Below are 21,860 nucleotides of genomic sequence, written 5' to 3'. Positions count from 1 at the left end.
CCTCCTGACGAAGGAGGCTTTTTCTTTTATATACCAATGTGTTCGACCCCCTCAAGCTAAAGGGATATCACGAAAAATGTAAATGTGAGGTGGAGCGGTTGTTACTTGTTCTGTTCAAACGGATTTTTGGCGGTAAGCCTGATACGTCCGCTGTCACCCTAGATACCAAAATCACTCCGGAAGAAATGGTGGAGATGATTCGCAGCGGCGAAGCTTCGCGCAATGATTTTATCGCGTCGTATAAGCCGTATATCGCGAAGGTGACAAGTCGATTCTGCAAAAGATATATTGATCCTACTCGTTCGGATGAGTTCAGCATAGCGCTGGCTGCTTTCGACGAAGCGGTAGAACAATTCTCAAGTCAAGCAGGAAAATCGTTTCTCGGCTTTGCCGAAACGGTCATTCGGCGTAGGCTTATTGACTATGTGCGAAAAGAACAAAGGCATTCCGGCACTGTTCCGTACAGCGCCTTTGATCAGGATGACGACGAAGAAATGACCGTCAATCCGATAGAGATGAAGGAAGCCTTGCAGCGTTACTCCGTTTCGCAGGATATGGAGGCTAGGCGGCTTGAAATCGGTGAGTATGACAGCCGGCTGAAGCAGTTTGGAATTTCGTTTAGCGAACTGCCGGATCTATCGCCGAAGCATTCCGATTCAAGGATTCTCCTTATCTCGATCAGCAAGCTGCTGGCTAATGCTCCGGAGCTCTACGAAATTATGGAGACGAAGCAGAAGCTGCCCATTAAAGAGTTATGCGAGATGGCAGGCGTATCCCGTAAAACGATTGAGCGAAATCGTAAATACATAATAGCCATAGCACTGCTACATAATGGCGATTATCCTTATCTGCAGGAATATATACAGCCCCAAGAACCACCACAGCAGGAACAACCCCAGGTGAAAGGAGTGAGAGCATGAGTCGTGGAATTGTGATGGAAACAGGCCCCAAGTACGTAATCCTTCTAATGCCGGATGGCCAATTCCGCAAAGTACCGACAGGCCGGAAGCCTCAGGTTGGCGAAGAGTTTAGTTTCACCGAGCAGCGAAGATTCGCCCAGCCACGAAAACTGTACAGCTTTAGTGCAGGCGCGGCAGCGATTCTGCTTCTCCTCTTTGTTCCGTTTCTGCTAAACCACATGAATCAGGGACCGCAGGTTGTCGCTTACCTGACCATGGATGTGAATCCAAGTATCGAGCTTGGTATCACAGAGGATGAGCATGTTGAAGAGCTGCGTGCGATCAACGATGACGGCGTAGATGTAACGGAAGGTATGGCGTATAAAGGGCTGACGCTCGAGCAAGTCACGGAAGCCATTATGGATCGCATTAGTGCCGGCCCTTATCTGAACAGCGGAGAAGGCGACGTCATTATTACAAGTGTGCTGGTAGCGAATCCGAAAGTGTCAGAATACGAGAATACGGTTACGACACATATGGATGCTGCAGTGCGCAAATCGCTTTCGAAGACGGATAAAGGACGCAAGTTGAAGGTTGAAGTGACGACACTTTCAGCGCCTAAAGAGATTCGAGAAGAGGCGAAGCAGGAAGGTCTGTCTGCAGGCAAGCTGGCATTTTACCTCATGGCGAAGCAGCAGGGCCATAAGGTGTCGATTGAAGAGCTCAAAACGCAATCGATTCACAAGACGGCGAAACCGTGGGGCGGCGTGAAGGCCGTTATCAATGAAGATAACAAGCAGGCGGCGTCTACAGCGAAGAGCGGTCAAGAACAAGGGGATACGGCCAAAAAACCGGATCAACCGACAACGGCTCCATCGAAGCAAGCTTGGGAGCAGCAGAAGGAACAGCAGAGAGAGAAGTTAAGAGAGCTGCTGAAGAAAGAGCAAGAGAAGCGGGAGAGCAGCGAGGAACACCGCGGCAATCATTCGGGCTCCGATAACAAATCGGGATCGAACGATAAGAAGGATTCTGCAAGCAGCGGCTCCGGCAAAGGCTTTAACGCCGGCAACAAGAAGGACGACAACAAAGGGAACAATAAAGGAAGCGGTAAGGGCAACACTAAGGGTGATAACAAGGGGAATTATAAAGGCAATTTCAAAGGCAACAACAATAAGGATAACAATAAGGTCATCAGCAACGGCTGGAATCGCTGGGATCATTCCTCTGGCGGAGGCATCACGATCGGGGGGCCTGCTCAGAAACCGCCTCAGAAGGGGAATGTCATTTCTAAGGATGACAAACCCGGCGACAACAGTCGTGATGACAACGGAAAAAGTGAAAATAAGCCAAACGTTGACGATCGCAAGAACGATGATCGCAGCAACGACCATAAAGGCGGCCAGGGCGAAGTGAAAAACACTTCCAGTGGTCGTCATAATGGCGTTTCTAAGGATGATAACAAACAGGACGATCGCAATAGCAGCGGCTCGGGTAAGAACAACAGTAAAGATAATAGTAATGATAGTAACAAAGACACGGGGAAGAAAAACGATAGCAGCAGCGGCGAGGGGAACAACGAGGGGAAGAACGGACGCGGACAAGGGAAACACAATTAGCATAGGTTACTGAAGGCGCAGACATCGACTGCGCCTTTCGTACTACGTTTATTCGGTAGGATTCGACAGTATCTCCTGTTGACAGAAAATGGACGTAATTACTATGATTATTGTAAGCGATCTCGGGCTCGGAACCTGCATAAAGAAAGCAATTTTTTGATGTGCGGAGGCGAGAAATAACGTGGAAATGCTCCATATTCGAGAAAAGGCTGATGCGATTAAGGCACGACAAAGAGGAAGAGACATCGCGAAGGCGATCGGTTTCAGTCTGGTTGATCAGACGTTAATTGCCTATACGATTTCCGAGCTGGCACTTCAGCTCATTTCTTTCTCGGAGAAGGGACATATGACCATTCGGCAAATCAGTCCTTCCAAAGGGGAACCTGCGAGCGGCATTGAAGTCAGACTTTTCGATCATTATCGCGGATCCAGTCGAATCCATCTTCAGTCGGTAGAGAAACTGGCAGACGATATTGAGCAGTCTCATGATCAGTTGCGAGGAACCATGATTACAATCCGTAAATGGATTATTTCTCCATTGCGCATGGATTCACCGAACTGTGCAGCAGGAGAGGAGTAAATCAATGCAAGCCATTCGAAAGCGATATTTCCCAGCGCTAGCTGAATATATTCGAAGCGGCAGCGAGGCATCGCTTTTTGAAGCGACTGAAATCGGAAAGCTGCTTCATGGCATCCATCCGGAAGATATCATCGCGATTCATGAAGAATCGATGCAGATGCTCGTGGCCAACGTTGACTCCGAGGAAGCACTCAAACTGTACAGCCGATCTTTTATTTTTCTGATCGAGCTTATGGTTGCTTTCCGCTTCCGTCTCCAACCGGAGCAAACGCCGGAGCAGCGTTTCAGCGAGATGCGGGACATGCTGCTCAGCTCGCACCGTTCTTTCCGCATGGTGAAGAATAAATATGAGAATGTACTGCAGCATATGGACAGCGGCATTGCGATTCTGGATAGCGATGGCATTGTTTCTTTTATCAATGTTCAAATGGCCAAGCTGCTCGATATCCCTCGGAAGACGCTAATCGGCTGCAATTTAACGGATATTTTATGGCATAACCAGCTTAGCAGGAGCAAGAAGCGCATTATTCTCAGGCTCTATAAAGAAATGTTTCTGCGAAGAAGCCGCTACCTGGAGTTTCAAGACGTGAATGGACGTTTCCTGCTCGTAACCGTGACGTATGGAGACCAGCTGGACGGCGACTATTTATTCAGTGTTAAAGATGTCACCGAATATAAGCAGATTGAACAATCGGCTTATCAGAACGATAAACTGGCAATGCTGGGGAAGATCGCAGCTGCCATCGCACATGAAATTCGCAATCCTCTTACTTCCATCCGTGGTTTTATCCAACTCTTAAAGCCTCACCTCACCCAGTTAGGGAAAGAAGAATATTCCCGTATCATCTTGACTGAAATTGATCGCGCAAACGATATTATTTATGAGTTTCTGAACTCTTCGAAGCCATCTGCCCCGATGAAGCAGAAGGTGCTTATTAATTCATTGCTGAAAGAAGTCATTCTCCTCTCCGACAGCGAGGCGCTCATGAAGGGCTGCCAAATTCATCTGGAAACCTACGACGAAGAGCTCTCCACTTCGATTGATGTGAAACAGGTTAAGCAGGTTATATTGAACATCGTTCGCAACGCTATGGACGCAATAGACGAATTAGGCGGCGAGCGGAGCGGTCGCATTGACATTATTACCAGGCGAGACGGCAAAGATGCCGAAATTACGATCCGCGATAATGGGAAAGGTATGGATGTCGTGACGAAATCCAAGCTGTTCGACCCCTTCTTCACGACGAAAGCGGCGGGTACGGGATTGGGCCTTTCGGTCAGCTACCGCATCGTCCGTAACCACGGCGGGAAGATCCGTGTTTCGAGCAGCAGCGGTGAAGGTACGGAGTTCAATATCTATTTGCCATTGGCGGAATAAAGGATTAGAATCGGGGTATAACCCGTGTCAATTGCAGAAGTTGTCTTGCAGAGGCTGATCATGCTTGTTGTACATCAGAGCTGCATGACAAGGACGAACCAGGAAATCGGGGAAACCCGGTTTTTTTGTGTTGATAAGCATTGTGCAGCCTATGAGTGACAAGACAGGAGTTGTTTACACACGATGAATATCACATTTACATATGAGACAAAGAACGTACGCAGTGCAGCTGATGCTGCCGATGTCGTCATATCCTTCATCAGTAAAGAAGAATTAAAGCAGCCCGGTGGGGCGGTGGCGGGCATCCATCCACAGCTGGATGAAGCGCTGCGGAAGCATGTGGAGAAGGAGCTCTTCAAGGGCGATCTCCGCGAAACGCTTGTGCTGCCAACGCTAGGGCTGCGGCCGGAATCCCATGTAATCTTCGTCGGGATCTCATCGCAAGACCATCTAACGGTTGATGGATTGCGGGATGCAGCGGCGACTGCGGCTAAAGCGGCCAAACGGTTAAAGGCAGTGAGCGTACAACAGCTGCTGCCTCAAGCGCTGGCCATTGGAACAGCCGTGTTCACGGTGTGTCAGGCTGCGCAGGCGATGACGGAAGGCTATATTCTCGGCTTATTCACACGTAAGACGGCGAAGAAAATCGACAACCGCAGGCAGTCGCTCGTGAATAAAGTAGCGTTTACTTTAACACAGACATTACCGGAGCCGCTCGCAGCAGCAGCGTCGGAGCAATGGGAGAACGGTACCCGCCGCGGTGTTGTATTCGCAGAATCCGTTGTGTTTGCTCGGGATTTAATCAACTTGCCAGGCAACACGCTGACGCCGGAAGTGTTGGCGAACGAAGCGAAGACGCTGGCACAGGCATACAGCCTTGATGTTGAAGTCATGGATGAACAGACTTGTGAGAAGCTCGGCATGGGCGGACTTATTGGCGTTGGCAAAGGCAGTATTCACCCGCCGCGGATGATTGTCATTCAGTATGAAGGCGCTCCGGGTGACGAGGACAAATGGGGCATCATCGGTAAAGGCATCACCTTCGATACAGGCGGGATATCCTTGAAGAAGGGCCTTGGCATGGAGGAGATGATTTCCGATATGGGCGGCGCTGCTGCCGTACTTGGACTTGTGCGTGTCCTTGGCGAGCTGCGTCCTAAGCTTAACGCGGTCATCGTCATTCCGACTGCGGAGAATATGCCGTCTGATCGAGCGATGAAGCCAGGCGACGTCCTGACCATGATGAACGGTACGACAGTTGAAATTGTAAATACGGATGCGGAGGGTCGGCTCGTTCTGGCTGACGGACTGACGACAGCCATCCGCCGCGGAGCGACGAAGCTGATTGACGTTGCGACCTTAACCGGAGCGGTTATGGTGGCGCTTGGCGATATTGCGACAGGCGTCGTCACGAATGATGAGACGCTGCAGCAGCAGGTTATTCTCGCATCCAAGCGAGCGGGGGAACGGATCTGGCCGATGCCTGCATTCCCTGAATTCCGTAAGCAGCTGGACAGCGATGCCGCGGATATGAAGAATGGCGGCGGGCGTTACGGAGGCGCAAGCATCGGCGGTTTATTCATCGGCGCGTTCGCAGAAGAGAAGCCTTGGGTGCATTTGGATATCGGCGGTACAGCATGGCTGGAGCGGGATCGTTCATGGGAAGTTAAAGGTGGTACAGGTGTTATGGTGCGCACACTTGGCGAACTGCTCGTTTAACATAATATATAGCGCGGCCATTTAGAGGGTAACATCACGAGGGAGATAACCGCATGAATTTCTGGGATCACTTAATGTCTGTATTTCGCCGTAAGCAAATGTCTGATCAGCGCAGGGGATTACTGACTTCCATCATGGAAGGCATACCGGCCGTTATAATCGCGAACCTGCTTGGCGGTCCTATCTTAACCATTTATGTTGTCTATTTGGGTGGCTCGGCATCGGATGTCGGGCTGGTCATGGCTATTCCTGCGCTTGCCAATCTCGTGCAGTTGGTGGCGGCTTTCTACATGCAACGATTAAATAATCGCAAGCTGCTCCTCACGATATTCGGTGCGGTCCATCGACTGTTCTGGGTTGCGACGGGGCTTATTCCGTTCTTCGTCTCTGAGGAGCTACAGGTCGACGTCTTCATCGGTTTATTTCTGATCTCCTTTATCAGTGCCTCCACCAGTACGGTCTTCTGGACCTCGATCGTTGCGGATATGGTGCCGGCGCAGGTGCGCGGACGTTATTTCGGCATCCGAAACACGATTCACTGGGCTGTCGGCAGTATAACATTGCTTGTCGGCGGTCAGATTCTGGAGCGGATGAACGCGGAGACCGGGTTTGCCGTTCTCTACATTGTCAGTGCATTGTGCGCGGTCTGGAATGGAATTGAGCTGTGGCGTTACCCTAATCCCCCGTTCGAGAAATCGGCTGCATCAAGCTCGGCAGCGCTCTTCCTCAAACCTCTTAGAGATAGAGGGTATATGAAAGCGACGATATTCATTGCGGTATTTATTTTGCTGCAAAATGCGGTGATCCCGTTATTCTCGTATGTGATGCTAGAAACGCTGCACATCAGCAAGTGGGGCATTACGGTGCTCACGACGGTGCAGATGCTTACGACGATGTTCAGCTACTATTACTGGGGCAATTTGAATACTAGATTTGATTCGCGGACGCTGCTGCTATGGGCGCTGCCGATCGTTGCGGGCTCTTGCGTTCTCTGGGTTGGGATTGAGTTTCTGCCCGTCCTGCTTGTCCTGACCATCGTGAATATCGCGCTCGGCGCGGGACTTGGCGGCTACAACTTGCTTGTCTTTAACTTTATTATCGGCGATACGCCAAAGTCTGATCGACCGATGTATGTTGCCGTGTTCTCGGCGCTTACCGGCGTGACAGGTTTTGTCGGCCCGCTCTTCGGGGGCTGGCTATATAAGCAAATCGAAGACAGCCCGTATTGGCTGCAAAGCTATGGAATCTCGCTTCTTACGGGCGTTGCCCTGCTTTTGCTTGCGCTCATTGTAGGTCCGATTGTGCTTCGAGCGGAGCGCAGCGAGCAGCAGACATTGACGGAGTGAGGACAGCCCAAAATCCGATCCGCACAGCGCATTCGCTATGCTAGAATCTATTTAACGGCCTTCCTAGCCAGGAAGGTTATTTTTTTTGTGATGGTGAACCCGAAAAAAAACGAAGTGGTGCTCAGCGAAGATGAGTTGCTATAATGATAGGCAGAGAGGGGCGTTACGTCATGGTATATAGCTTGGACGTGAGATTCAAACCATTATACGAAATCATGGGCAGCTTGCATGCCTATGTTTGCCGTAAATCGCATAAAAAGCTCGATTTAACTCCGTCCTGGGCCAATCAGGTCCGCCAAATGATCACGCCTGAATTAGCGGATTTACTGGATCGTGTTCAGATCGACGGCGACTGGAAGCTGACGTATTTACTCGTACATTTATGCCCGGGAGAAAATGTCGTCGATTTCATCGAGTGGCTCAAAGGGATGACGGCGGGAGAACTTTATGAATTAATGTCCGCTTACGGTAACCAGTTCCCGGATCAGATGGGGGAATTTCGCGATCATACCGTCAATCTGTTCGAGCAGTGGAATGACCAATATTTTCACCATATCGATCCTTTTATTCTGGAAGGGCTTCAAGAGCAAGCGCGCTCACGCAAGGAAGCGCTTCAGTCGGCGGATCCGATTGCCTTCGTCGATGAGACGACGAACGGGCTGTCGTTCGCACCGGTCAACGGACTGGAGCAATTGATTCTTATGCCGCAGTATCATTTTCAGCCGATCAACGTGATTTTCAGCTTTGGCAAAGTTACCATTTGCCATTACGCAGCCCGAATTTATGCGGAGGACGACGAGTTTCTGGCGCCACATGAGTATCGCATGATCCGAAGCGTGGCAGAGAAGAGCCGGTTGAAGATTTTGAGATATCTCAATCAAGGGCCGCGCTCGTTCATCGAAATCGTGCGCCATATGGAATTATCCAAAGGGATCACCCATGATCATATTGCAAAGCTTCGATATGCCGGCATGCTTTCGGCGCACTTCGAAGGGGAGACGCTTACTACTTATAGCTTAAGAACGAGCGCCTTGGAGCAGGTTCATAGCAAAATCTTGGGGTATATCGAGCAGGGCTGAGGATTGATAGAAGATCAGCTTTCATAAATTAACCGCTTCCACACACGTGATTTCACGGTGCGGAAGCGGTTTTTTCGTTTGCTGCATCATATCCGAACGAGCGGGTTTTTCGAATCAATTCTTTATATATTCTTTAGATAAAGAATTAATTTCGAGTTCTCTATTTACAGAACCGAATTTCAATCCTATAATAAGGACGAAGAAAGTCGAGTAATTCTATCGGAATTAAAGAGGCGCCAAAAGCTGCCTAATCCAGGAGGGTATCATGAAAAGAAAAATTGCAACCTTATCAACAGCCATACTTGCGAGCGCCATCTTGTTATCTGCTTGCGGCAATAATAATAACACGGGGGCTGCCAACCAGACGGAAGTGAATCAGCCTGCAACGAACAATGCGGCGAACACAACCGCTCCGGCAGAGGATGCTTCCGGCCTCTTCACAGCGTCAGACATGACTAAACTTCCGGACATCGCCAAGCAGCGCACGGATACGATCATCGTCGGCTTAACCGATCCAAGCGGCGCGTTCACTCCATACTTCCAACAAAGCGGATATGACGGCAACGTCTCGTCGTTGCTTTACACGCCGCTAGTCAAAGTCGACGACAAAGGCCTTCCGATTCCCGGCTTGGCCGAGAAATGGGAAGTATCCGCGGACAACTTGACTTATACGTATCATCTTCGCAAGGATTTGAAATTCAGTGACGGTTCGCCGCTTACGGCTGAAGACGTCGCCTTTACGTGGACGATCCTGTACGACAAGTCGTACGACGGCGACTCCATGGTCAACACGCTGCATGTCCAAGGCGGCGATGCCTATAAAGCAGGTACGGCGAACAGTATCTCGGGGATCAAGGTCATCGACCCGCAGACGATATCCGTCGTGCTTGAGAAGCCGAACGCCAGTGCGTTGACTCTGCTCGGATCAGACGTGCTGTCCAAGGCGTATTACGGCAAGGACTACAAGCAAGGACAATTGGATTACATGAAGAAGTTAAGCGGCAGTCCGCTGGGCACCGGGCCTTATAAGCTGGAGAAATTTATTCCGGGCCAGGAAGTCCGCATGATCGCGAACGAGAATTATTTCGACGGTAAACCGAAAACAGAGCATTTTATATACAAAACAGCACAGGGCGATACGTGGCAGTACCTGGAAACAGGCGAGGTCGATTATGCGTCGTTCACGGCTACAAAGGAAAATATCGATAAGCTGAAAGCACTTGGCTTCGTCAATATTCTTCCCTATACGCCAAGCACATATGGCTATCTTCAAATGAACCTGAAGCATCCTGCATTGCAGGATAAGCTGGTCCGTCAAGCGCTCACCTACGGCTTGGACCGTCAAAGTATCTATGTAGATGCTGCGCAGGGGGCAGGCCAAGTAGCGAACATTCCTTCTTCTCCGATCTCATGGTCATATACGGAGGAAGGCATCAATCCGTATAAGTTCGATCCGGAGAAAGCCAAGGAGCTCTTGGATCAAGCTGGCTGGAAAGCAGGCGCTGACGGCATTCGCGAGAAAGATGGCAAGAAGCTGACGATCCATTACTTGGGCTACAAAAAGCCGGAAACGGATGTCTTTATCGCTGTAGCCAAAGAAGATTTCGAAGCGCTGGGCATCAAATTCGAGCCTGAAGTATTCGCGGATTTCAACGCGCTTGTATCTAAGGTGGAAGGCGGCGATTATGACATGGCTTCCTTCTCGACTTCGCTCTTGACCGATCCATCTGATGGCTTGCTGCAATTCGTTGATGGCGAAATTGCAGGCTACGATGATGCAACCTTCAAGGAATTGTATGCGAAAGGTTTGGCAACTTCGAATATTGAAGAGCGCAAAGCCGTGTACAAGGATATTTACAAGCTGCTGAACGATCAGCTGCCGATCATTTTCACGAATTATAAGAAGAGCGTGTACGCCTATAACGGACGGATTCAGAATCTAAGCGTCAGCCCGTTCAACGGTCTTGCCCCAAGCTTGCCGAATTGGACGCTGAGCCAATAACGATACAAACGAATGCTATTCCCTGTTCGGGTTATCCCGGGCAGGGAATAGCAGGTTAAGGAGTCGATTATGAGCACGTACATTACGAAGCGTATCCTATATATCATCGTCATATTGTTCGCTTCTTCCTTCTTGATATTTTGCCTGTACGCGTTGACGCCTGGAGATTTCATCACGGGAAATATCAAGCTGACGCCAGAGCGCAAAGCAGAGCTTCGGGAGATCTATGGGCTGAATAAGCCTGTGATCGAGCGGTATGCGATCTGGATGAAGAATGCGTTCCACGGCAATTTCGGTTATTCGTTGTCACAGCAGAAACCGGTTCTCACTTTGTTTAACCAATATATTTGGAATTCATTCCTGCTTGCGGCCGTTTCCACGTTTCTGACTTGGCTGATCGCGGTCGTCGTCGGCGTAATCGCCGCGTACAAGCAGTATTCATGGTTCGATACGTTCGTCATGGTGGCACTCTTCGCCGCGATGTCCATCCCTTCGTTCTTCATCGGTCTCTTCCTGATCAAGATTCTGGCCGTCGATTGGAAGTGGCTGCCTCCGGGCGGCATGATGACGACGGGCAGCAATGCAACGGGGCTGGCCTATGTCAAAGAAGTCGTACACCATATGATTCTTCCGGTCATGGTCATGACGCTGCTCGGAGTCGGTTCTCTGACGCGCTACTTCCGCAGTAATATGATTGACGTAATTAAACAGGATTATATCCGTACGGCCCGCGCGAAGGGGTTAAAAGAACGCAAGGTGTTGTTCACGCATGCGCTGCGCAACGCGCTGCTGCCCGCCATCACGCTGGTCGGCTTTGAGCTTCCCGCGCTGTTCGGGGGTTCGTTGATTATCGAGAAAATTTTCAACTGGCCGGGCATCGGGCAGCTTTATATGCAATCCTTCGGCTTGCGGGATTATCCGCTGCTCATGGGATTCACTTTGTTTATTGCTATTTTGACCGTCATCGGCACGTTGGTCTCGGACATTCTGTACCATGTCGCCGACCCGCGGGTCAGGCTGTAGGAGGTCCAATCGGATGTCAACGACTCATAGTGAGGGGACTGCAGTTTTGTCGTCCCCTAAACCTAAACCTGTATATACGTCGCTATGGAGACAATCCTTGAGGCGACTGCTCAAGAATAAGCTGGCTGTGTTTGGTTTTGTTGTCGTGGCGTTCATGTTCGCGGCTTGCTTCATCGGTCCGTTGTTCTCGCCGTACACGGATAACAAAATCAATATGGCCTTTATGAATAAAGCGCCGAATCTCAAGCACTGGCTGGGCACGGACGCGCTGGGACGCGACGTACTGACCCGTGCACTGCAAGCGGGACGAATTTCATTGACCGTCGGATTGGCTTCGATGGTGCTGTCGGTTTTCGTTGGCTCCCTGCTTGGGGTTATTGCCGGCTATTATCGGGGGATCGTCGATCAAATCATCATGCGTCTGGCAGATTTGCTGTTGACGATTCCAAGCCTTCCGCTTCTGTTCATCTTAGGCGCGCTGCTGTCAGAGTGGAAAATACCGACGGATTATCGCATGTATATCGTCATGCTGATGCTAAGTATTGTCGGCTGGCCTGGGCTTGCCAGGATGGTTCGCGGCCAGATGCTTAGCCTGCGTGAACGAGAATATATGCAAGCAACCGTCGTCCTCGGTCTTCGTGACCGAAGGAAGCTATTCAATCACTTGTTACCGAACTTGGTACCGCTACTCATCGTCATTGCCACATTAAACATCGGCGGGGCGATTCTATACGAATCCGTCCTAAGTTATTTCGGACTCGGGGTCATGGCGCCAACACCAACGTGGGGCAATATGATCGATGCCGCTAACAATATGATCGACTTTCAAGACCATCCGTGGCTTTGGATTCCGCCCGGTTTCTCGATATTCGCGACTGTCATCGCGATTAATATCTTCGGGGATGGATTAAGGGATGTCTTGGATCCTAAGCAGAAAAGGTAGGTGTACGTGAGCATGGATAACGTACTTGATATAGAGCACTTAAGCACGATTTTCAAAACCGAGGAAGGTGTCGTTCGAGCTGTAGATGACGTCAGCTTACAGGTTCGCCAAGGCGAGATCGTCTGTATCGTCGGGGAATCAGGCAGCGGGAAGAGCATCACTGCGATGTCGGTGATGGGCTTGGTCGAAGCGCCGGCAGGTCAGGTGGTTGGCGGAAGGATTTCATTTCAAGGCGAAAACTTGCTTACGCTGAGCCGCAATGAACTCCGTACCGTTCGGGGCAATGAAATCGCAATGATTTTCCAAGAACCGATGACCTCACTCAATCCTGTGCTCCGAATCGGGGAGCAGCTGATGGAGCCGTTGATGGAGCATCTTAAGCTCAGCAGGAAAGCTGCGCGGAAGCGGGCAATTGAGCTCATTGGCGAAGTAGGCATCGCGCGCGCGGAGCAAATTGCGGATTCGTATCCGCATGAGCTAAGCGGCGGCATGCTGCAGCGAATCATGATCGCCATCGCGATCTCATGCGGTCCGAAGCTGCTTATCGCCGATGAACCGACGACTGCGCTTGACGTTACGATTCAAGCTCAAATTCTCGATATGCTGCGCCGATTCAAGGACGAATCCAACATGTCCATATTGCTCATTACGCATGATCTTGGCGTCGTGGCGGAGATGGCGGATTATGTCGTGGTCATGTATGCGGGGAAAGTCGTAGAGGAAGGCGAAGTTGTCGCCTTGTTCGAAAGTCCGAAACACCCGTACACGCAAGGCTTGCTGAAATCCAAGCCCATTATCAACCAGCGCCAAGAAGAGCTGTATTCCATTCCGGGCCAGGTTCCGAATCCGCTGGAGCTCGTCCCATCCTGCTACTTTCATGACCGGTGCGCGCATTGCATGGACATTTGCAGAACAAAGCAGCCCGAATTGAAGGAAGTCGGAAATGGGCAAAAGGTCGCATGCTGGTTGTATGAGGAGGCGATCGCGTATGTCTGAGGTACAACAACCACTGCTCGAGGTGAACGGGCTAAAGAAATATTTTCCGATCAAATCCGGTCTGTTCAGCCGCACCGTAGGCAACGTCAAGGCCGTTGACGATATCAGCTTCTCGATTAAGCAGGGCGAAACCTTTGGTCTTGTTGGAGAATCCGGAAGCGGGAAAAGCACGGTAGGGCGCACGATCCTGCGACTGACGGACAAAACGGCCGGTGAAGTGAAGTTCAAAGGCGTTGATCTCTATAATTTGCCTCCCGAGGAATTACGCAGACTTCGCCCGAAAATGCAGCTTATTTTCCAGGATCCGTACAGCTCGCTGAATCCCCGCGTTCGTATCGGCGATGCGATTGGCGAGGCGCTGCTCGACCATGGTCTCGTGCCGCAGGAAGAGATACGCGATCGGGTCATGGATGTTCTGGCCGCTTGCGGATTGTCGTCCTATCACATCGATCGGTTTCCGCATGAATTCTCAGGCGGTCAGCGCCAGCGCGTCGGCATCGCTCGAGCCCTGGTCTTGAATCCTGATCTGATCATTGCGGACGAGCCGGTCTCTGCACTGGATGTATCCATTCAGGCACAGATTATTAATTTATTTCGCAAGATGCAAGAGAAACAGGGATTAACGTATTTATTCATTTCTCATGATTTAAGTGTCGTCGAGCATTTATGCTCCCATATCGGCGTCATGTATCTGGGCTCGATGATGGAGACCGCTTCTCGCGACGAGCTGTTCCGCAATCCGCTGCATCCGTACACCAAGGCTTTGCTCTCGGCCGTGCCGATCCCGATCCCGAAACTGAAGCGCGAGCGAATCGTGCTAAGCGGGGAGCTGCCGAACCCGGCGGATCCACCGACCGGCTGCAAGTTTCATACTCGATGTCCCTTTGCGGTAGCCCGTTGCCGGGAGGAAGTGCCGCTGTTCAGAAATGTAGGGAACGATCACAGCGTCGCTTGCCATCTCGTATAACGGTATAAGTACTCATAAAGAAACCACTCCGGGATTCGGAGTGGTTTTTTCACGTAGTTCATCTACCCACGCTATTTTTCGTTCCGTTACATAAACTGTAGCTATACACGAATTGTTTTCATGGCCTTCCTAGCCGGGGAGGTCAATTTTTTTGTGATAAGGATTATATAATTCGTTCAAATGGGTCCCTCCAAGCCCTTAATGGCCAGCTCTATTGTTCTAATCCTTAGAACAGCCAAGTTACCCAGTAACTAAGCAAGATCAACGAAACGATTACGGTGACCGGAATGACAACCACGGTAACCTTCAAGTACTGTCCCCAACTGATTTTCACGCCGCCTTTTCGGATAATATGCATCCACATGATCGTAGCCAGCGTTCCGATCGGCAGCAGCAGTGAACCGACGTCACTGCCAATGACGCTTGCGAGATAGGCGATTTTCAGCGTCAGCGGGTCGAGTCCCATATTGGTCAATGTCAGCGTGCCAACCATCAGAGCAGGGTGATTGTTGAACAAATTGGATAGTACAGTCAGCAGCATGCCCATTAGTACGCTGGCATGCAGCAGACCTCCGGAGACAAGCGGCTGAAGCAAGTGGATAAGCCATTCCGTTAGCCCCAGATTACGCAGTCCATAGATGATCACGTACATACTGAAAGCAAAGATGAGAATATACCAAGGTGTTTTTTTGATCATATCCGTAGGGGGAACCTTCAAGTATATCCAGCGCCATGTCAGCAGGAAGGCAGAGCCGATAACAGCCATCAAGGAGACAGGGAAATGAATGAACGAAGCGACAAACAAACTAACGCGGACACAGAAGACGAAAATAAGCACATTGCGCATGAATTTCGAGCGGTTTTCTTTAGGCATGTCCTCTTTAGACCCTTTAAGCGGATGGCCGCCCGGTGTTAAACCCCACGGCTGGACTGGGGGTAATTTCTTCGGAAGTGTCTTGTAGAAGATGGCAAATAGGAGCAAAGCCATCAGCGCGAGCCCAAGTGAGGCAGGTACGAACATCATGGCTGTGTGCATGTAGAGATCCATGTGAACGATTTTGAGCGCTATCAGGTTGACGATGTTACTAACGCCGATCGGAGCACTCGATGCTGTTGCGATCAGAGCGCCGGAAAGCAGATAGGGAATCTTTTGATGATTTTTCAGTCCCATGCTCTTTAGCAGCATGAGCAGGATCGGGGTCGTAATCAGAATGCTGCCATCATTGTTGACAAAGAGCGTCATGAGAAAACAAAATAGGTTGGTCAGCCAGAACAGCCTAATACCTGACCCTCGTGCCCGTCTTGTCAGAATTTCAGCCGCCCAGTTGAAGAAACCAAAACTTTCGAGCACGATCGCCATAACAATGGTTGCCATAATCGTGATCGCAGCTCCGCTGATTGTTTCCGTAATGGCTCCTAGGTCCGTCATGGAGACGGTGCCTGTGAGCAAGACGATGAAAGCACCTACAGTTGCCGGTATCGCCTCGTTGACGTTCGGCTTCCAATAGATAAAGCCTATCGTCAGGAAGAAGGTGCAAATTGTAATGATCGCCATTAAGTCGTGCATGCAGTACCTCTCTTCTAGATGTTCTCTATTCTCTCATTCTCCTTTCAAATTTGGATTATCGCCGCAGACCGTCGTGATCCATTTTCATAGATTCGCCTCCTTCTAAATTGCTGCTAGAGCAAGGATGTACTGTATTTATATGTACAAGGCAGATGGCTCGCACTGGTCTATATCCCCAACTCTATGAAAACCAACTCCTATCGATTATTGATGGTTATACCCTGTTGACACTTGTCTGTAATGGTTAAATGCCTATGTCAGGAGAAAATTTGTACAGATTTAGTCCAAGGTTGATCCCAATCGCTATAGAGCGCTGTAAAGGAGAACGTTTATATAAAGTCGAAAAGTACTGATGGACGAGCATAATTGTGAATCTATGGCCGGACTAGCAGGAGGGGTTTCTCATGTTGAGAGGCGTTAAGAGGGGATTGCGATGGCCCAACTCAATCTTTTTCCGTCTGTTACTGGTACTAACACTTGTGTTTGGACTTGCCTACTTGGTTGGCGTCGTCATGTATTATTGGGGCGTCGATACGGTTCGAGGGGCGATATCGGAGTCGATGCAAGCGCAAGTTATTAACTATCGGGAAAATTTGGAGAAAGAAATCAGTCGCATTCAGACATTGCAGTATGAAACGTTAAACGATGAAAATCTCTATTTGCTAGCTACGATTCCGGGCTCTATGAATAAATATGAACGCAACCAAGCGATCTTAAGGCTGCAGCAGCATCTTAATGCAGTGAAAAGCAGCAGCGCTATGATTGTCGACGTAATCAGCTATATTCTTCCATTTAACTTTAAAGTATCCGCAGAAAATGATTACAACCTCCTAGATGAGAGAGATCTCGCAGCCATAAAGATGAGCAGCAAGAGCACCTCAACCCCTTTTATCCGGGACGAAGACAACTTCATCTTAACGTCTCGTTTCCCTACACCGAGCAGTGGCAACCGAAATCCTCTTTACATTATGAATATTAAACTCAATAGAAAGACTCTGCAGGACACACTAAAGCCTGTCATGGTCAGTGACCAGAACGAAAGCGGAGGCTTTCTGATCGGAAATCAAGGTATTCTTGCAGATGTACATGCTGAGGGTGGTGAGTCGCTAAGTTACGGCTTAGCAGATCGTGTGATGCAGCTTTCAAAGGAGAAGGAAGTAGGCAGCGTCTCTCTTCGAATCAATGGAAAGCGATATATGGTGTTTTATTCCGTGTCGAAAACATTGCATTTGACCGCGGTTAAATATTTGCCTGAATCAGGCGTGTTCCACAAGCTGAAGGATTACGTGTATTGGTTCTGGTTATTTACGATCATGATCGCCATTCTCATTGCCGTCGTTGGTATATCGATTTATCGAATTATACATCGTCCGTTATTAGAGCTGGTACGCTCGTTCCGCAAAGTAGAATACGGTGAATTTAACATTCAGATCGAACACCGCGGTAACGACGAGTTCAAGTATCTGTACACCCGGTTTAACTTAATGGTGAGAAATCTGAGTACCCTCATCGATCAAGTGTACCGGCAAAAAATATTGGCGCAGCGTGCCGAGCTTAAGCATCTGCAATCACAGATCAGTCCTCATTTTCTGTATAACAGCTTCTTTATTCTCCACCACATGGTAAATGCAGAGGACTATGAGAACGTGAGCGTTTTTACCAAACAGTTAGGTAGTTATCTGGAATACGTAACTCGAAGTGCGGATGAAGAGGTGCCGCTTGCAAAAGATATCGAGCATGCTCAAATCTATTGTTTGATTCAAGCACGCCGTTTCCGTAATCGTATTAATGTAGAATTTGCAGATCTGCCTAGTGATTACCATGCGTTTCGTGTACCGAGACTTATCGTACAGCCTCTTATTGAGAACGTATTCTCGCACGGATTAAAGAACAAAATCAAAGGTGGTCTTCTTCAGGTATCCTTTCACACTAGTCATGGGATGTTATTGATTTCAATTGAGGACAACGGTGAAGAAATAACACCGAAAGAAGCAGCGCAGCTAAACTCGCTCCTGACCGACCATTGGAATGAAGAGCAGGAAACGACGGGGCTGCTTAATGTTCATCGTCGTCTTCGGTTAAAATTTGGCAAGAATAGCGGAATCTCCGTATCCATAGGTGCATTGGGCGGACTAAAGGTGACGGCTGCGATTAAATGGGAGGGAGCAGATGCTGATGAACCGGATGCTGATCGTTGATGACGAGCCCGATATTGTCGATGGCTTGTATATGATGTTGTCACAGGCTACTCATCTGGAACTGGATGTATATAAAGCCTACTCTGCGTATGAAGCGATGGATTGGCTGAACCGCACGCAAATCGATATTGTCATGTCGGATATTCAAATGCCTGGTATGAATGGGATACAGCTGGTAGAGAAAATTAGGCAGCGTTGGCCAAATTGTAAAATCATATTTTTAACCGGCTATAACAGTTTCGATTTTGCGTACACGGCGATTAGGCAGGAAGTGGACGGCTATATACTGAAAACCGAAGGCTTTGAGAAAATAACGGAGCTCGTGGAGAAGACGCTGACTAAAATTCAACAAGACAATCGGATTGCGGATTTGCTTCAAGCCTCCCGGGAAGGGATGCGTGATGTGATTCCGCTTATGCAGCGCGAGTTCTGGATGGACATGCTTCATGGGGAGCCGATGAATGGGGATGAACGACGTGAGAAGTTTATTGAGCTTGGAATCGACATGGACCCGATTCAGGCGGTTCAGCTTGTTGTAGGACGAATTGATCAGCTTCCCAAAACGCAATCTGCGCTAGAGAAGATGCGAATGTTCTTTACCTTGCACTTCTTGGCAGGCAAGTGCATCTCGCAGGAATTGATACGGATGCACAGCGTCTGTGAGCGCTCGATCATGGTGTGGTTCATTCAAGCCGCAGGGGATGAAGGTTCGCCGGATCAATACGAGCAAAATGCGCTGTACATCAAAGGATCGTTGGAAGCATATCAGAAGCTTTGCTTCGAATCGCTTGGACTTTCTATATCATTTGTAGTGGATACGTGTCCAGCCGGATGGGAGGAAGTCGCTCGCAGATATGACGAGGTTCGCACGGCCTTCTATACGGATTCGGGCTCCGGAATGAATATCTATCTGCTGCCGATCAAGCGGAAATTCGCAGACATAGCAGAGATGAACAGCCTGCAGGCGCAGCCGAGACATAAATGGCTGTCTACATTGGAAACCTGTCTCGAGAGCGGACACCGTGAGGAGTTTCATAAGCTACTACTACGGATAACAGAAGGAGTACAGCCGAACTATATTGGTGTCTCACCCTACGATATGGAGCTTAACTGTGCCATTAATCTCATGTTTCTGTCATACGTCAACCGCAGACAGCTGCGGGATAAGATAGGATCCGCTATTAATCTGGATAAACTGATGGCTGCTGATCCGCGCTTGGATTGGAGACAAGCCAGCGATTATTATGGACTGCTTGCCGATGCGCTATTTGATTTGCGCCGGAATGAAGACGAGAACCGAACTATCTCGGCGATGAATCAGACGAAACAGTATATCCATGAGCACCTCGGTGAGGATTTATCCCTAGTAACGCTGGCTGAAAGGGTTCATTTTAATCCATCATATCTATCTCGATTATTTAAGCAGACTACGGGGACGAATCTGCTTGCCTACATCAACGAGGCTAGATTGGCAAAGGCAAAGGAGCTGCTTGGCAGCACTACAATGAAGGTTCATGAAATTGCCGCAGCAGTCGGCTGCGTGTCGCCGGCCTATTTCACACAGTTTTTCAAAAAAGCATTTCATATTAGCCCGCAGGAATTTCGTGAGATGCGTTATAAAGAAGTCAATAAACATTAAGAAAGTAAAAAATTCAGTTGTATCGCCAGTTGTAAGCGCTCTCTTATAATCTAGTCATAGAGCGAGTGCACTCGTTCTCCAAATACGATTTGTATGGAGGGAAACCGATGAGGGCAGTGTTTAAGCAGACCGCATTCGCAGCAATGATTATGATCCTAGTAGTGATGGCAGCATGCAGCAACAATAACGGTTCGAATTCAAATTCGAAAGCTGCTGCTGATTCATCTAATAACAGCGGTAATTCTGAAGCTTCGACTGCAAACACAGACAACACTGGCAGCACAGACAATGTTTCGTCATCCGTGGTGGACCCTTTAGGCAAATATGACCCGCCGATTGAAATCACAACAGGCCGATCGATTCCGGACGGCACAGTGTTTGCCGATGGAGAGAATATCGATGATAACGTCTGGACGAAGGAAGAGCAGGAGAAGCTTGGCATCAAAGTGAAGAATGCTTGGACAGTGCCGGGCGGCCAATACGACCAAAAATTAAATGTGACCATCGCATCCGGAGACATACCGGATTTCATGAGAGTAAACGGTACGCAGTTAAACAATTTGGTGGAATCAGGATTAATCGAGGACTTAACAGATATATTACCGCAATATTCCTCCGATATATTGACGAAGACGATTGCGGAGGATCCGTTCGCGATCAAGTCGGCTACATTTGACGGAAAACTAATGGCGCTTCCGCTCCCCGGCTCACCGGCCATGGGCGAGAGCAATCTATGGGTTCGTGAGGATTGGCTGGAGAAGCTGAATCTGAAAGACCCTCAGACATTGGATGATGTCGCTGCGATTGCAAAAGCATTCGTGGAGAATGATCCGGACGGAAACGGTAAGAAGGATACATTCGGTCTTGGAATAACGAAGGATTTGTGGGGCGGACTCGCTTCGTTAGAAGGTTTCTTCTCCGCTTATCACCAATATCCGACCATTTGGATCAAAGATGAGAATGGCAAGGCGGCATTCGGCGGCATACAGCCGGAAGTTAAGACTGTGTTATCGAAGCTGCAGGATATGTATAAAAATGGACTCATGGACACCGAATTCGGTGTCAAAGACTCAGGCAAGGTTTCCGAATCAATCGCTTCGAACCAGATTGGCCTCTTCTATGGTACATGGTGGAATCCATATTATCCGCTCCAAGATGCGCTTAATAAGAATCCGTCTATGCGCTGGAAACATATTGCGCTCGTGTCGACGGACGGTCAGCAGGCATTGTCGCCAGGTAATTTCTCGACTTCCGGCTATTATGTTGTACGTAAAGGAGCAGAACATCCGGAAGCCATCGTGAAAATGGCCAATTATTTATTGAACAAATATTACGTGAATAATGAAGTAGTTTCACTCCAAGGTAAGTATAGTGGCATAGCAATATGGAACTATCCGTCACTTTGGATTGAGCCGCCTACCAAAAACGTCGCCATCCAGCAACGAATAAAGAAAGCATTGGAGAGTAAAGATGAGTCGAACTTGACGCCTGACGATAAAAACAACCTGAGTTTACAGAGACAATTTACTGACGGTGGCGACGTGAAGCAGTGGGCACAATTCGGAGCTTTCGGGCCAAATGGAACACTTGATCTCGTGCAGCAGATTATTGATAATAACTTGGTTCAATTAACCGTATTTAACTCCGCTCCTACTCCGACAATGGTTGAGAAGATGTCGGCATTAAATAAACTGCAGTTGGAAACGTACACGAAAATCATTATGGGTGTATCACCCGTTGATGATTTCGATAAGTTCGTGTCCGATTGGAAGAAGTTCGGTGGAGACAAGATCACAGACGAAGTTAATGATTGGTATGCCAAAAATCAGTAATCACGAAGAATAGAACGGGTACGGGATGCGGCGATCTTCTGTTTAGCTGCCGCAATCCCTTTTACCTGTTCATTCC

At 49.1% G+C, this 21,860-nt stretch carries 16 protein-coding genes; 15 read left to right on the top strand and 1 reads right to left on the bottom strand.

The window, feature by feature from the left end; all coding sequences use genetic code 11:
• Window positions 1-98: 98 nt before the first annotated feature.
• From sigI to AC50Y3_RS17885, 12 genes are all read left to right on the top strand, one after another.
• Complete coding sequence (sigI, locus tag AC50Y3_RS17940) at window positions 99-920, top strand: RNA polymerase sigma factor SigI (protein WP_494820102.1); 822 nt, start codon at window positions 99-101, stop codon at window positions 918-920.
• Window positions 917-2,515, top strand: coding sequence for an anti-sigma factor domain-containing protein (locus AC50Y3_RS17935; RefSeq protein WP_494820101.1), 1,599 nt, complete (start codon window positions 917-919; stop codon window positions 2,513-2,515). The genes sigI and AC50Y3_RS17935 overlap by 4 nt, the downstream gene beginning before the upstream one ends.
• 181 nt (window positions 2,516-2,696) lie before the next feature.
• On the top strand, window positions 2,697-3,095 hold the full coding sequence (locus tag AC50Y3_RS17930; protein WP_494820100.1) for an ATP-binding protein: 399 nt from the start codon (window positions 2,697-2,699) through the stop codon (window positions 3,093-3,095).
• 4 nt (window positions 3,096-3,099) lie between these two features.
• Complete coding sequence (locus tag AC50Y3_RS17925) at window positions 3,100-4,473, top strand: ATP-binding protein (protein ID WP_494820099.1); 1,374 nt, start codon at window positions 3,100-3,102, stop codon at window positions 4,471-4,473.
• A 183-nt stretch (window positions 4,474-4,656) separates the two neighbouring features.
• On the top strand, window positions 4,657-6,192 hold the full coding sequence (locus tag AC50Y3_RS17920) for a leucyl aminopeptidase (protein WP_494820098.1): 1,536 nt from the start codon (window positions 4,657-4,659) through the stop codon (window positions 6,190-6,192).
• Between the two features lie 53 nt (window positions 6,193-6,245).
• Window positions 6,246-7,538: an MFS transporter gene (locus tag AC50Y3_RS17915; RefSeq protein WP_494820097.1), complete on the top strand. Its 1,293-nt coding sequence runs from the start codon at window positions 6,246-6,248 to the stop codon at window positions 7,536-7,538.
• A 170-nt stretch (window positions 7,539-7,708) separates the two neighbouring features.
• Window positions 7,709-8,617, top strand: a complete 909-nt coding sequence (locus tag AC50Y3_RS17910; RefSeq protein WP_494820096.1) for an ArsR/SmtB family transcription factor — start codon at window positions 7,709-7,711, stop codon at window positions 8,615-8,617.
• Between the two features lie 265 nt (window positions 8,618-8,882).
• On the top strand, window positions 8,883-10,619 hold the full coding sequence (locus AC50Y3_RS17905) for an ABC transporter substrate-binding protein (RefSeq protein WP_494820095.1): 1,737 nt from the start codon (window positions 8,883-8,885) through the stop codon (window positions 10,617-10,619).
• A 69-nt stretch (window positions 10,620-10,688) separates the two neighbouring features.
• Window positions 10,689-11,642 (top strand): ABC transporter permease, encoded by a 954-nt coding sequence (locus AC50Y3_RS17900; protein ID WP_210662328.1) that lies wholly within the window; start codon window positions 10,689-10,691, stop codon window positions 11,640-11,642.
• 13 nt (window positions 11,643-11,655) lie between these two features.
• Window positions 11,656-12,585, top strand: a complete 930-nt coding sequence (gene opp4C / locus AC50Y3_RS17895; RefSeq protein WP_494820094.1) for an oligopeptide ABC transporter permease — start codon at window positions 11,656-11,658, stop codon at window positions 12,583-12,585.
• Between the two features lie 12 nt (window positions 12,586-12,597).
• Window positions 12,598-13,581: an ABC transporter ATP-binding protein gene (locus AC50Y3_RS17890; RefSeq protein ID WP_494820093.1), complete on the top strand. Its 984-nt coding sequence runs from the start codon at window positions 12,598-12,600 to the stop codon at window positions 13,579-13,581.
• Complete coding sequence (locus AC50Y3_RS17885) at window positions 13,574-14,548, top strand: ABC transporter ATP-binding protein (RefSeq protein WP_494820092.1); 975 nt, start codon at window positions 13,574-13,576, stop codon at window positions 14,546-14,548. The genes AC50Y3_RS17890 and AC50Y3_RS17885 overlap by 8 nt, the downstream gene beginning before the upstream one ends.
• Window positions 14,549-14,774: 226 nt before the next feature.
• On the opposite strand, the gene AC50Y3_RS17880 is transcribed toward AC50Y3_RS17885, so the two are convergent.
• The gene (locus AC50Y3_RS17880) at window positions 14,775-16,115 is read right to left on the bottom strand and encodes an arsenic transporter (RefSeq protein WP_494820091.1); all 1,341 of its coding nucleotides are present in this window, start codon (window positions 16,113-16,115) and stop codon (window positions 14,775-14,777) included.
• Window positions 16,116-16,519: 404 nt separating this feature from the next.
• On the opposite strand from AC50Y3_RS17880, the gene AC50Y3_RS17875 reads away from it, so the two are divergent.
• From AC50Y3_RS17875 to AC50Y3_RS17865, 3 genes are all read left to right on the top strand, one after another.
• On the top strand, window positions 16,520-18,313 hold the full coding sequence (locus AC50Y3_RS17875; protein ID WP_494820090.1) for a sensor histidine kinase: 1,794 nt from the start codon (window positions 16,520-16,522) through the stop codon (window positions 18,311-18,313).
• On the top strand, window positions 18,285-19,952 hold the full coding sequence (locus AC50Y3_RS17870) for a response regulator transcription factor (protein ID WP_494820089.1): 1,668 nt from the start codon (window positions 18,285-18,287) through the stop codon (window positions 19,950-19,952). Before AC50Y3_RS17875 ends, AC50Y3_RS17870 begins: the two co-directional genes overlap by 29 nt.
• 107 nt (window positions 19,953-20,059) lie before the next feature.
• Window positions 20,060-21,784 (top strand): extracellular solute-binding protein, encoded by a 1,725-nt coding sequence (locus AC50Y3_RS17865; RefSeq protein ID WP_494820088.1) that lies wholly within the window; start codon window positions 20,060-20,062, stop codon window positions 21,782-21,784.
• The last annotated feature ends 76 nt before the right edge of the window (window positions 21,785-21,860 follow it).

The sequence above is a fragment of the Paenibacillus sp. J22R98 genome, assembly GCF_059383835.1.
This window is presented reverse-complemented; position numbering and strand designations above follow the sequence as displayed.